Origin of the sequence: Pandoraea sp. LA3 (genome assembly GCF_022696215.1) — a bacterium.
Taxonomy (GTDB): domain Bacteria; phylum Pseudomonadota; class Gammaproteobacteria; order Burkholderiales; family Burkholderiaceae; genus Pandoraea; species Pandoraea capi.
Genome location: NZ_PTPY01000031.1, coordinates 79,900 through 93,012, shown reverse-complemented (window position 1 = coordinate 93,012; position 13,113 = coordinate 79,900). Strand labels below are relative to the sequence as shown.

General features: G+C 62.1%; 11 protein-coding genes. 9 read left to right on the top strand and 2 right to left on the bottom strand.

What is annotated here, in order from left to right; genetic code table 11:
• Positions 1–18: 18 nt before the first annotated feature.
• Both C5N93_RS12450 and C5N93_RS12445 read right to left on the bottom strand, forming a co-directional pair.
• Positions 19–1,737, bottom strand: coding sequence for a glutamine--tRNA ligase/YqeY domain fusion protein (locus C5N93_RS12450; RefSeq protein WP_150721427.1), 1,719 nt, complete (start codon positions 1,735–1,737; stop codon positions 19–21).
• A gap of 154 nt (positions 1,738–1,891) precedes the next feature.
• Positions 1,892–2,092: a hypothetical protein gene (locus C5N93_RS12445; protein ID WP_242559492.1), complete on the bottom strand. Its 201-nt coding sequence runs from the start codon at positions 2,090–2,092 to the stop codon at positions 1,892–1,894.
• 157 nt (positions 2,093–2,249) lie between these two features.
• Between C5N93_RS12445 and C5N93_RS12440 the strand changes: the two genes are divergently transcribed.
• From C5N93_RS12440 to C5N93_RS12400, 9 genes are all read left to right on the top strand, one after another.
• Entirely contained in the window at positions 2,250–2,765 is a 516-nt protein-coding gene (locus tag C5N93_RS12440) for a hypothetical protein (protein WP_242559491.1), read from the top strand.
• A gap of 545 nt (positions 2,766–3,310) precedes the next feature.
• Positions 3,311–3,544 carry a hypothetical protein gene (locus tag C5N93_RS12435; protein WP_069341730.1) on the top strand — a complete coding sequence of 78 codons (234 nt, stop codon included), beginning with the start codon at positions 3,311–3,313 and terminating at the stop codon, positions 3,542–3,544.
• Positions 3,545–3,710: 166 nt separating this feature from the next.
• On the top strand, positions 3,711–4,184 hold the full coding sequence (locus C5N93_RS12430) for a GNAT family N-acetyltransferase (RefSeq protein WP_242559490.1): 474 nt from the start codon (positions 3,711–3,713) through the stop codon (positions 4,182–4,184).
• Positions 4,185–4,328: 144 nt separating this feature from the next.
• Positions 4,329–6,260, top strand: a complete 1,932-nt coding sequence (locus C5N93_RS12425) for an ATP-binding cassette domain-containing protein (protein WP_242559489.1) — start codon at positions 4,329–4,331, stop codon at positions 6,258–6,260.
• Between the two features lie 343 nt (positions 6,261–6,603).
• The gene (locus C5N93_RS12420) at positions 6,604–8,583 is read left to right on the top strand and encodes a DNA topoisomerase IV subunit B (RefSeq protein ID WP_069341727.1); all 1,980 of its coding nucleotides are present in this window, start codon (positions 6,604–6,606) and stop codon (positions 8,581–8,583) included.
• Positions 8,584–8,743: 160 nt separating this feature from the next.
• Positions 8,744–9,163 (top strand): DUF4399 domain-containing protein, encoded by a 420-nt coding sequence (locus C5N93_RS12415; protein WP_242559488.1) that lies wholly within the window; start codon positions 8,744–8,746, stop codon positions 9,161–9,163.
• A gap of 73 nt (positions 9,164–9,236) precedes the next feature.
• A complete protein-coding gene (locus C5N93_RS12410; protein ID WP_242559487.1) occupies positions 9,237–10,082 on the top strand; it encodes a lytic transglycosylase domain-containing protein in 846 nt (281 codons plus the stop codon).
• Between the two features lie 217 nt (positions 10,083–10,299).
• Entirely contained in the window at positions 10,300–12,636 is a 2,337-nt protein-coding gene (gene parC / locus C5N93_RS12405; protein WP_242559486.1) for a DNA topoisomerase IV subunit A, read from the top strand.
• Positions 12,637–12,647: 11 nt separating this feature from the next.
• Positions 12,648–13,100, top strand: coding sequence for a CopD family protein (locus tag C5N93_RS12400; protein ID WP_069341724.1), 453 nt, complete (start codon positions 12,648–12,650; stop codon positions 13,098–13,100).
• Positions 13,101–13,113: the final 13 nt, after the last annotated feature.

Here is a 13,113-nt window from a genome sequence, read left to right as displayed (position 1 = left end):
TGATGTCAGGCGCAGAGCTTACTTGCCGCCGCCCTTGGCCGGTTTCACTGCCCAGCTGTCCTTGAGCGAGACGATCCGGTTGAAGACCGGCTTGCCCGGCACCGAATCGTGACGGTCCGCCACGAAGTAACCGTGACGCTCGAACTGCACGCGATCTTCCGGCGCGAAGTTCAGCATGCCCGGCTCGACATAAGCCTGCGTGACCCGCTTGGCGTTCGGATTGATGGCGTCGAGGAAATTCTTGTCGCCGGCATCCGGGTTCGGGTCGAGGAACAGACGGTCGTAAATGCGCACTTCCGCCGCCAGTGCGTGCGGCGCGCTCACCCAGTGAATGTTGCCCTTGACCTTGTAGTTGTCAGCGCCCGGCGTGCCCGAACGGCTGTCTTCGAAGTAGTTGCAATGCACGGCGCTCACGTTGCCGTCGGCATCGGTATCGAAGCCAGTGCACTCCACCACGTACCCGTAGCGCAGGCGAACCTTGTTGCCCGGGAAGAGACGGAAGAAGCCTTTGACCGGCTCGGCCTGGAAGTCTTCGCGCTCGATCCACAGCTCGCGCGAGATCGGGAAAGTACGCACGCCGCGCTCAGGGAAGTGCGGATGCACCGGTGCCTGACAGTCTTCCTGCTTGCCTTCCGGGTAGTTGTCGATGATGAGTTTGAGCGGATCGAGCACTGCCGTGGCGCGCGGCGCCTTCGGGTCGAGGTCGTCGCGCAGGGCCTGTTCGAGAATGCTCATGTCGATCCACGACGCCGACTTGGCCACGCCGATACGATCGCAGAACAGTTGCAGGCTCTCGGGCGAGAAGCCGCGACGGCGCAGGCCTACGAGCGTCGGCATGCGCGGGTCGTCCCAGCCGTCGACGTGCTTTTCGTCCACCAACTGACGCAGCTTGCGCTTGCTCGTGATCGCGTAGGTCAGTTGCAGACGGGCGAATTCGATCTGCTGCGGCGTGGGGCGGCTGAACATGCCCGCGTCTGCCAGCTCACCGAGCACCCAGTCGTAGAACGGACGCTGGTCTTCGAACTCCAGCGTACACAAGCTGTGGGTGATGTTCTCGATGGCGTCTTCGAGCGGGTGCGCGTACGTGTACATCGGGTAGATGCACCAGGCGTCGCCCGTACGATGGTGATGTGCGTGACGGATACGATAGATGGCCGGGTCGCGCAAGTTGATGTTGGGCGACGCCATGTCGATCTTCGCGCGCAGCACATGCGTACCGTCGGCGAACTCGCCCGCACGCATACGGCGGAACAGGTCGAGGTTTTCTTCGACGGTGCGATTGCGGAACGGCGAGTCCTTGCCGGGCTCGACGAGCGTGCCGCGATTGGCGCGCATGTCGTCGGCGCTCTGGCTGTCGACATACGCCTTGCCGCGCTGAATCAGCATCTCGGCCGCTTGATAGAGCTGCTCGAAATAGTCGCTCGCGAAGTAGAGATGTTCTTTCTGCGGCGTCTGATAGCTGAAACCGAGCCACTTGACCATGTCGATGATCGAGTCGACGTATTCGGTTTCTTCTTTCTCGGGGTTGGTGTCGTCGAAGCGCAGATGGCACACGCCATCGTAGTCGCGGGCGATACCGAAGTTCACACAAATGGCTTTTGCGTGACCGATATGCAGATAGCCGTTCGGCTCCGGCGGGAAGCGCGTTTCGACGCGCTGGCCCCATTTGCCCGAGCGATTGTCTTCGTCAATGATGTTGCGGATGAAATTGGATGCCGCGCTCAGCTCTGTGCTCATGCCTGTCCAGTGTTCGGAGTTTGGCGAATATTCTACCGTACCGCACTGCACCACGGGAGAGCGTCATCTCCACGCCACGCGACGTCGCAATTCAGGACACGGCATCGAGCCGCGATGCCGCGTCCTATTGCCTCCTGCGGCCTGACCGGTGGGATCAGGGCGTTTGCGTCGGGGCGCGTTGGCTGGGCCAGTTGGCGTACGAGAGCAGCCAGAGTGAAATGATGTTGACGATCGGAATGAAGGCCAGCACCGTGAGCCAGGGGGAAAAGCCGAGCCGTCGAAGAATGCGCCACACCGGGACACCGATCAGCACGATGCTGACGAGTAGAGCGAGAAAGCTTGACGTATTAGCCATGAGACATCTCCCTATGCGCCCCACCCAATGCGAGGCCCAGGGGCAAGTATAAGGAAGGGATCGGTGTGCGCGGACACGTTTCCCGGATTGTGTCCTATGCTGGAAACACTGTCGGCGTGGCCGGCGGCTCTGTGCCTGACCCTCAATGGAGGAGATCATGGAACTGCATCTCAGCTCGCATCGCTATACGCACCGCTCGCCGGACTGGGCCGCTGCGGCCGTTGCCGGTTTTGTGGCCTGCGCCTTCTTCTCCGCTGTCGAAATGCTCATGGTGCTGCTCGTCTCGGGCCAGAGCCCATGGGTGCCGCCCCGTATGGTGGCGGCCATCGTGCTCGGGCCGGGCATTCTGTCGCAGCCGGCCACGTTCGACGTGTCGATCGTCGCCATGGCATTGATGGTGCATGCGGCCATCGGTGTCGTGCTGGGCGTGGTGCTCGGGGCGATCATCGCGCCGTTCCGGCTCGATTCCGACGTCGCGACCGTGTCGATTGCCGGCGGCGTCTTCGGCCTGATCGTCTATGTCGTCAATTTCTATGTGATGACCCAGATGTTCCCGTGGTTCATGGAGTCGCGCGGGTGGACGATGGTGGCGGGTCACGTGATCTTCGGCGCGTTCGCAGGGTATATGTACTGGGTATTGCGGCAAATGGACGACGACAAGTCGACACCGTAGTCCAGCGCCATCCGGCGGGCGTTGGCGCACTTTGGTGCAAGCCGGATCGTTTTCTGCTATCATTCGCCAACTGCATTCATCCGCCCGTCAACTTCGGGTTTGCTTGAGGCAGTTTCTCGTGGCATGAAATGCCCGGCAGATAAGACATCTGCCCGGCGTCGGCCAAACGCGCGGCACGAAAATCACTACAGATGTGTCGCACGTACGGTGCCGACGCATGTCACCCTGAACGCTTGGTCGTTCAAGTCGCCGTTCCGAAAGGACGGACGACACCGTTCCCCGAAACAGGAAGTCGTACAGAACGCCCGGATTGCGCCTTGTTTTTTCGCGTCGTCGGTGCGCATGCGGACTTGCGCCGTGTGCAACGTTCAGTCGCGTCGGTTGTCGTATGTCAGTCACTTTTTTGTCGCGTGACTGTCATATTCGACAGCTACGCTGCGTGCACTTCACGGAAACATTTGTGCAAATTTGCACTCTCATCACCGTAAGCCGATTCGAGAGGGATAGTTATTAGTCAATTTTCTTGCAGTAAAGAAGGATACAAAATGAAAACAACGCAATATCAAGAATTCCAGTACAGCGTCCATGCCATCGAGCGAGACAATGCCCGTTGGGACGCGTTCTACGAGATTCATCGTCCGACCCAGAAGGGTCTGGAAAAAGTGGGTGCCTATCAGGTGCAGACGGCCTACGGCTTCGCCACGCAGGGTAACGCCCTCGACGACGCCGAGCGCAACGCCCGCGCCGACATCGAGCAAGGTATCGTCTTTTACCAGTAAGTCCCGGGACATTCCCCGCTCGACTGCCTCGTTCGCTTTTCTCGTTCGTCTTTTTCGTCTTCCCCCTATTCATCCCATGTGCGCGATCCCGGCATCGTCGCTTTGCGACGGTGCTATAGTCCCGCCTTTCTCACGATTTCCCTCGGCAAAGGGCGGAGCGTCGGCAATGGAATGGATGTGCAAGTCGTTCGATGAGTTGGGCAGCGCGCTGCTCTATCGCATTCTGGCCGCACGAAACGCGGTGTTCGTGGTCGAGCAAAACTGCCCGTACCAGGACATCGACGGACGTGATCCGCAAAGCCTCCACCTGGTGGCGCAAGCCACGACGAGCACCTCGGATGGGGCGCAGATCGCTGCCTATCTGCGATTGCTGCCCCCCGGGTTGGCCTATGAGGAGGCCTCGATCGGGCGTGTCATCACGGCGTCGTCCCATCGGGGGACCGGGCTTGGCCGGGAACTGCTCGCGCGGGCCGTCGCGATTGCCGACGCGCAGTGGCCGATGGCGGCGTTGCGTATCGGTGCCCAGGCGCATCTAGAGGCGTTTTACGGCGGATTCGGCTTCGTCAAAGCCAGTGAGCCCTACGATGAAGACGGCATCATGCATATCGAAATGGTGCGTGCAGCACCGCGCAACGCCTGATTCGATGCCGGCGAGCGCGGTAACACCGTCGCCATCACCGAGCACATATTCGCGCAGTATCACGCTTTATCGGCCGGGCCATCGCGCCCGGCACTACAATATCTCCCACCGCAGTTCACGCGTTCCAGAGACTTTCCCCGACACATGGCCTTGTACTCCATCACCGGCGCCCAACTGGCGTTCGGTCACCACGCATTGCTCGACAATGCCGATTTTTCACTCGAAGCCGGTGAGCGCGTCGGGCTTATCGGCCGTAACGGCGCCGGCAAGTCGTCGCTGCTCAAGATCGTGGCCGGACTCACGTCCCCGGACGACGGTCTGGTGGCGCGTCAGGCCGGGCTGCATACGGTCTACGTCCAGCAGGAGCCGGAGTTCGATCCCGAGCAGTCGGTGTTCGACGCCGTCGCGTTGGGGCTCGGTGACTCGCACGTCCTGCTCTCCGAATACGACCGCACGGCAGAAGCGCTGTCGGTGGCCCCGGAGGGTGCCGAACATGATGCCCTGCTTGCCCGTCTGAACTCGCTGCAATCGTCGCTCGATGCGGCCGATGCGTGGCAACTCAAGACACGTGTGGAGACGACCATCGCGCAGCTCGGACTCGACGGGCACGCCCGCGTCGGCGCGCTCTCCGGCGGGATGCAGAAGCGGGTCTCGCTCGCGCAGGCGTGGGTCGCGAAGCCCGATGTGTTGCTGCTAGACGAACCGACCAACCACCTCGATTTCGACGCGATCCGCTGGCTTGAAGAGTTGCTCCTCAACTATCGCGGCGCGTTGCTGTTCATTACCCACGACCGGAGCTTTCTGGATCGGGTCGCCACGCGCATCGTCGAGCTCGACCGGGGGCGTTTGCTCTCGTACCCGGGCAACTTTACGCAGTATCAGGAACGTAAGGCCGAGCAGTTGGAAATCGAACGCGTGGAGAACGCGAAGTTCGACAAGCTGCTCGCGCAGGAGGAAGTGTGGATTCGCAAGGGCGTCGAGGCGCGTCGCACGCGAAGCGTGTCGCGTATCGAACGTCTGAAGACGATGCGCAGCGAACGTGCCGAACGTCGCGAGCAGCAGGGCAACGTGCGCATGGATGTGGCGCAGGCGGAAAAGTCGGGCAAGATCGTGGCCGAACTCACCAACGTGACGAAGGCCTACGGCGGGCGCGTCATCGTGCGCGACTTTTCCGCGACGCTCATGCGTGGCGACAAGGTCGGTCTCGTCGGCCCCAACGGGGTCGGCAAGACGACGATGCTCAAGCTCATCCTTGGAGAGATCACGCCGGACAGCGGCCAGATTCGCGTCGGCACGAACCTTCAGGTGGCGTACTTCGATCAGATGCGCGCGCAACTCGATCCGGAGCGCAGTCTGCTCGACACCATCAGCCCGGGCAGCGACTGGATCGAGATCAACGGCGCGCGCAAGCACGTCATGAGCTATCTCGGCGACTTCCTGTTTTCCCCGGAACGCGCGCGCTCCCCGGTGAAGTCGCTTTCCGGCGGTGAGCGCAACCGTTTGCTGCTTGCCCGGTTGTTCGCGCGTCCGGCCAATGTGCTGGTGCTCGACGAACCGACCAACGACCTCGACATTCCGACACTTGAGCTGCTCGAAGAATTGCTTGAGGAATATAGCGGGACGGTGTTCCTCGTGAGCCACGACCGTACGTTCCTCGACAACGTGGTGACGTCGGTCATCGCTGCGGAGGGCGACGGCAACTGGCGGGAGTATGTCGGTGGCTTTACCGACTGGCAGGTGCAGAGCGAGCGTTCGGCGGCTCTTGCCGCGCAACGTGCGCCGGCGGACGACACGCCGAAGGAAACGGCGAGCGCGCCCAAGCGGGGCACGAATCGTACCGTCAAGCTCAGTTACAAGGAGCAACGCGAACTCGATGGATTGCCGGAGCGCATTGCGTCGCTCGAAAACGAGCAGAAAGCGGCCGCAGCCACGATCGAAGACGGTTCGATCTTTGTGAAAGATCCGGCAGCGGGTGCGGCGTTGTCCGAACGTTTCGAAGCGATTGAACTGGAGTTGCTCGAAGCGCTCGAACGCTGGGAAGTGCTCGAAGCCAAGCAGCGCGGCGAGGGCGCGTAAGCCCGTTGGCTCACGTGAACCGCCGTGTCGCGGACAACTGAAACGACGGCCGGTTTTCCGGCCGCGTTTCGTTGGGTGTCACGATGGATGTCATGAGGCGGCTGGCGATGTCACTTGAGCGCGCCGCGAGTGACAGTACAATAGGCCGCGATTCATCGGGCGTCGGGCGTCTGCCGGAGCATTGGCCGTCGCCGCACGAACACCCGAGTGCCCATTATGTGGGCGCCGCAACACAAGTCGTTGATCCGGCGTCACTTTTGTCATGTGTTAATGGGTTTTCCCCGTGGTTGTCCACAGGAAATGTGGATAATCGCCGGGCGTCGAACCCCAATTCAGTCACGCTATGTCGAAAAAAAATACGCCTGCCCAGTACAGCGAAGCGTCCATCAAGGTCCTGAAGGGCCTTGAGCCGGTCAAGCAGCGCCCGGGCATGTACACCCGCACCGAAAATCCGCTGCACATCATTCAGGAAGTCATCGACAACGCTTCTGACGAAGCGCTTGGCGGCTATGGCAAGCAGATTCTCGTCACGCTGAACAAAGACGGTTCGGTGAGTGTCGAGGACGATGGCCGTGGCATTCCCGTCGGCATCCACCCGGAAGAGGGTGTGCCGGTCGTGGAAATCGTGTTCACGCGTCTGCACGCGGGCGGCAAGTTCGATAAGGCCGCGGGCGGCGCTTACACGTTCTCGGGCGGCTTGCACGGCGTTGGTGTGTCGGTGACGAACGCACTCGCGACGCGACTGGCCGTGACGGTCTGGCGTGACGGTCAGGTCTCGGAACTCGAATTTGCCGACGGCGGCAACGTCGACGTCGCGCTCCACTCGCGTGCGGCGCAACGCGGCGAGAAGAAGAGCGGTACGCGCGTGACCGTGTGGCCGGACGCCAAGTACTTCGATAGCCCGGCGCTGCCGCTGGGTGAGCTGCAACGTCTGCTGCGCTCGAAGGCCGTGCTGCTGCCCGGCGTGCGTGTGACGTTGCGTCAGGAAAAGAACGGTGAAGAGCAGACGTGGTTTTACGAGCATGGCCTGCGCGGCTATCTCGTCGAATCGCTGGGTGGCGCAGAACCGCTCATTCCGCTCTTCGAAGGCGAGCGTTTTGCCGACGGCAGCGAAGACAGTTTTGCCGAAGGCGAAGGCGCTGCGTGGGTCGTGGCCTGGACGGAGGACGGCGCACAGGTGCGCGAGTCCTACGTCAACCTGATTCCGACGCCCGCAGGCGGCACGCACGAATCAGGGTTGCGCGAAGGGCTGTTCCAGGCCGTGCGCGGCTTTATCGAATTGCACAATCTTCAGCCCAAGGGCGTGAAGCTGCTGCCCGAAGACGTGTTCTCGCGCGTGTCGTTCGTGCTCTCGGCAAAGGTGCTCGACCCGCAGTTTCAGGGGCAGATCAAGGAGCGCCTGAACAGTCGTGATGCGGTGCGTCTCGTGTCGTCCTTTACACGCCCGGCGCTCGAGTTGTGGCTCAATCATCACGTCGAGCATGGCAAGAAGCTTGCCGAACTCGTGATTCGTCAGGCGCAGGCGCGTACGCGTGCCGGCCAGAAGATCGAAAAGAAAAAGAGTTCGGGCGTCGCCGTTCTGCCGGGCAAGCTCACGGATTGCGAGACGGAAGACATCACGCGCAACGAACTGTTCCTCGTCGAGGGCGACTCGGCGGGTGGTTCGGCGAAGATGGGGCGTGACAAAGAGTTTCAGGCGATTCTGCCGTTGCGCGGCAAGGTCCTCAATACGTGGGAGACCGAGCGCGACCGGCTATTTGCGAACAACGAAGTGCACGATATCGCGGTGGCGATCGGCGTCGATCCGCATGGCGCGAACGACACGCCCGATTTGTCGAATTTGCGTTATGGCAAGATCTGCATCCTCTCCGATGCGGACGTGGATGGCTCGCACATTCAGGTGCTGCTGCTGACGCTCTTCTTCCGGCACTTCCCGCAACTGATCGCGACGGGGCACGTGTTCGTGGCGCGCCCGCCGTTGTATCGTGTCGACGCCCCGGCACGCGGCAAGAAGCCCGCGCAAAAGCTCTACGCGCTAGACGAAGGCGAACTCGAAGCGATTCTCGACAAGCTGCGCAAGGACGGTGTTCGCGAATCGGCATGGTCCATCAGCCGCTTCAAGGGGCTGGGCGAGATGAGTGCCGAGCAACTCTGGGAGACGACGATGAATCCCGACACGCGGCGCTTGAGCCCCGTGGCTCTGGGGCATCTCGATTTCGACGCAACCGTGTCCCGGATGAACATGCTCATGGGCAAGGGCGAGGCGGCGCAGCGCCGTAGCTGGCTCGAAGCCAAGGGCAACGAAGTGGAAGCCGATATCTGAGCGGAATGCCGTAGGCCCGCGTCTGGCGGGCGATGGGTGGGGTGTCGGCGTGTCGGAAAGTGTCCATTCATCGCATTTTCGCCGCGCTCACGCAGGGCAAACCAGCGTGAGCGCTCACATAGTGGGATAATCCAGCCTTCACCCTACCGGGAGTCGCGTTATGTTGCGTTCTATGCGTTGCATTTTCGTGCCGATGTTGCTTGCTGGTGCAAGCGTTACCGCCTTGGCACAGTCGGCCCAGCCGCGCGTCTTCTTCGTTGCCCCTGCTGATGGAGCGACGGTTTCGAACCCGGTCGTGGTCAAGTTCGGCGTCGCGGGAATGGCGATCAAACCGGCGGGCGACATGACGTCCGACACCGGCCATCACCATCTCATCATCGACGGCGATCCGGTTCCGGCAGGTCAGGTCGTTCCAACCGACGACACGCACCTGCATTTCGGCAAAGGACAGACCGAGACGAGCGTCAATCTGACGCCTGGCGATCACACCCTGACGATGCAATTCGCCAACGGTGCGCACCAGTCGTACGGTCCGGCCATGAGCCAGACGATCAAGGTGCATGTCAAAGGTCAGCAATAATCCAGTTTCGACGGCGGAGCGCCTTAGCGCGATCCGCCGAAAGTTCTCTCTGCGGCAGTTCGCAGGTCCCGCGTTGGCAGCTTTGCTGCTTGCCGCGACGCCACTCGCACACGCCGAGCTTTACGGTTACGTCGACGAAAATGGTGTCGCTCACCTGGCGGCGCGCAAGCTCGATGCGCGCTATCGGCTGGTGGTCGGTAATGGCGGCGACGTCGATTTGCGCACTCAGCAGCAGGGCGGTGCGGTCAGCACCACCGATCGTTCGCGTCTGTACGACGCGCTTGCCCGTCATCCCAATCTGAAAAAACTGGCGCCCGTGATCTCACAGGCAGCGCAGAAATTTCATGTCGACGCCGCGTTGCTGAAAGCCGTGATTGCGGCTGAGTCGGGATTCGATAGCGATGCCGTGTCACCCAAAGGCGCGGTGGGATTGATGCAGGTGCTGCCGACCACCGGGGAGCGTTACGGGGTACGTTCGGACGCTCGCCGCACGGTGGCCCAGAAACTCACCGATCCGCGTACCAATGTGCTGACAGGCGCACGCTACTTGCGCGACCTGCAAGCGCGATATCCCGACCGTCTCGAGCTGGTGCTCGCGTCGTACAACGCAGGTGAGGGCGCTGTCGCCCGGCACGCGGATCAGATTCCGCCTTATGCGGAAACGCGTGATTACGTGGCAGCCGTGCTCGAACTGTATCGACGTTTCAATCCCGAAGCAGACGGCATGCCGGGCGGGAATGTCGTCAGGACCGGCGCCGGGAAGTTCGGCAATGCCCGCGTGAACGGCTCGCGCGACGGCCGCATACACGTCATTCTGGGCGCACCGACAGGCCTGCCCGTGGTGCCTGCTACTATGCCGAACGCCTCCGGGCGTGAATCGGTACCCTCCGGGTTGTCGGCGCCGCCCGCCACCGACTGAGGCCGCATCCCGCATGCGGCATGCCGCATGGCGGCTCGGAATCTTCCGAATCGCGGTCGGAATTCCGGTAGTTTCACCCGCCGTCGATCCCAAAATCACATCTCGCTTTGCCATTCGGACGGGTTTTTGCCGAAATGTACCGGCGAGCTTGGTATGATCTCGCGGTCAACGTCCTCCCGAACTCTCGTCAAACGTTCGCAGCAAACCCACAGGTTTTATGGAACAAGTAGAAGATCTCTTTACGCAACCGTCGGATGACGACACGCTAACGCTCGGCGCGTATGCCGAGCGCGCTTATTTGGACTACGCGATCAGCGTGGTCAAGGGCCGCGCCCTGCCGGACGTCTGCGATGGTCAGAAGCCGGTACAGCGCCGCATCCTGTTCGCGATGAACGAAATGGGCCTTGCGTCCGACGCCAAGCCGGTGAAGTCGGCACGCGTCGTCGGCGATGTGCTCGGTAAATTCCACCCGCACGGCGACCAGTCCGCGTATGACGCCCTGGTGCGTCTCGCGCAGGACTTCTCGATGCGCTATCCGCTCATCGACGGTCAGGGCAACTTCGGCTCGCGCGATGGCGACGGCGCGGCGGCAATGCGATACACCGAAGCGCGTCTGACGCCGATCGCGAAGCTGCTGCTCGACGAGATCGATGCGGGCACGGTCGATTTCGTGCCGAACTACGACGGCTCCACGGAGGAGCCGCGCTTGTTGCCGGCACGCCTGCCGTTCGTGCTGCTCAACGGCGCCTCGGGGATCGCGGTTGGTCTGGCCACGGAAATCCCCTCGCATAACTTGCGCGAAGTCGCGTCGGCTGCCGTCGCCCTGATCCGCAATCCCAAGCTCGACGATGCCGAGCTGATGACCCACGTGCAGGGGCCGGACTTCCCGGGCGGCGGGCAACTGATCTCGAGCGCGGCAGAGATTCGCGCCGCTTACGAGAGCGGCCGTGGCAGTCTCAAGATGCGGGCGCGCTGGAAGATCGAAGAAATGGCGCGCGGTCAGTGGCAGGCGGTGGTGTATGAATTGCCGCCGAATACCTCCGGTCAGAAGGTGCTCGAGGAAATCGAGGAGCTGACGAATCCGAAGGTCAAGCTCGGCAAGAAGTCGCTCACGCCCGAGCAGCAGAACCTGAAGCAATCGATGCTGGCAATGCTCGATGCCGTGCGCGACGAGTCGGGTAAGGACGCCCCGGTGCGTCTCGTGTTCGAGCCGAAATCGAGCCGCATCGATCAGCAGGAATTCATCACGATGCTGCTCGCGCACACGAGCCTGGAGTCGAGTGCGTCGGTGAACCTTGTGATGGTGGGCGCCGATGGACGTCCGGGCCAGAAGTCGTTGCGCGACATCATTACCGAATGGATCGGCTTCCGCTTCGAGACCGTCACGCGTCGCACGCGTCACCGTCTGGGCAAGGTCGACGACCGCATCCATATTCTCGAAGGCCGCATGATCGTCTTCCTGAATATCGACGAAGTCATTCGTATCATTCGCGAGTCGGACGAGCCGAAGGCCGCGCTGATGGCATCGTTCAAGCTGAGCGAGCGTCAGGCCGAAGACATTCTGGAAATTCGCCTGCGTCAGTTGGCGCGTCTGGAAGCGATCAAGATCGAGCAGGAACTCGCGTCGTTGCGCGACGAGAAGGCGAAGCTCGAAGACCTGCTCGCCAACGAGAGCACGATGAAGCGCCTGATCATCAAGGAAATCGAAACCGACGCCAAGCAATTCGGCGACGAGCGTCGCACCTTGATTCAGGAGGAGAAGCGTGCGGTGGCCGAAGCACGCGTCGTCGATGAGCCGGTGACCGTCGTCGTTTCTGCCAAGGGTTGGGTCCGGGCGCTCAAGGGCCACGGCCTGGACGCGCAGGGTTTCTCGTTCAAGCAGGGCGACTCGCTGTATGGCGCCTTCGAATGCCGGACGGTCGATCCGTTGATTGCATGGGGCAGCAACGGCCGTGTCTATTCGGTCGCGGTGGCGCTCTTGCCGGGGGGGCGTGGCGACGGCGTGCCGCTGACCTCGCTGATCGAACTCGAATCGGGTTCACGTCTGTTGCACTACTACGCGGCCTCGGGCGAGCAACCGCTGTTGCTGGCCACGACGGCTGGCTTTGGCTTCACGACCAAACTGGGCGATATGGTCAGCCGCGTGAAGGCTGGCAAGTCGTTCATGACGATCGATGACGGTGCCGAGCCGCTGGCGCCCACGCCGATCTGGCAGGGGGCGAGTGCCGTGGCCTGTCTGTCGAGCGATGGACGTCTGCTCGTATTCGGCATGGACGAAATGAAGGCGCTCACCGGGGGCGGACGTGGTGTCACGCTGATCGGTCTCGAAAGCAAGCAGACGCTGGTGTCGGTCGTACCGATCAGCGAAGCGGGTGTCACGGTGTACGGTGAGGTACGGGGTGGCAAGTTGCAGTCCGAGACGCTCTCGGGTGCATCGCTGGCACCGAACATCGGCAAGCGCGCTCGCAAGGGCCGTGCACCGGCAGTGAAGTTTGCGACGTTCAAACCGCGTTCGCTTGAGCCGGTGTTGCCGGCCGTGCCTACCGCATCCTGAGAGGATCACGCATGAGTGTCTACGCCTTCAGCCTGTTCCTGCATCTGGTCAGTGTCGCCGTCTGGATCGGTGGAATGTTCTTCGCGCTGGTGTGTCTGCGTCCGGCGTCGTCGGAGCTCTCGCCCCAGCAACGTCTGCCGTTGTGGGAAGCGGCGTTCACGCGCTTTTTCACGTGGGTCGGCGTTGCCATCGTGCTGATTCTGCTCTCCGGCGGGCACATGATGATGGGCATGGGCGGTTTGCATGCCCGTTGGCCCGTGCATGCCATGGCGGGGATCGGTGTGCTGATGATGCTGGTCTTCGGGCACATCCGTTTCGCCCTGTTCCCGCGTCTGCAACGCGCGGTGCAGGCGCAGTCCTGGCCCGACGGGGCTGCGGCCGTCAACGGCATTCGCCGGCTCGTGATTCTGAATCTCGTGCTGGGGATCGTGGTGATCGGTCTGGCGGCGTCGCTGCGCGGCTGATACGGTTGATGCC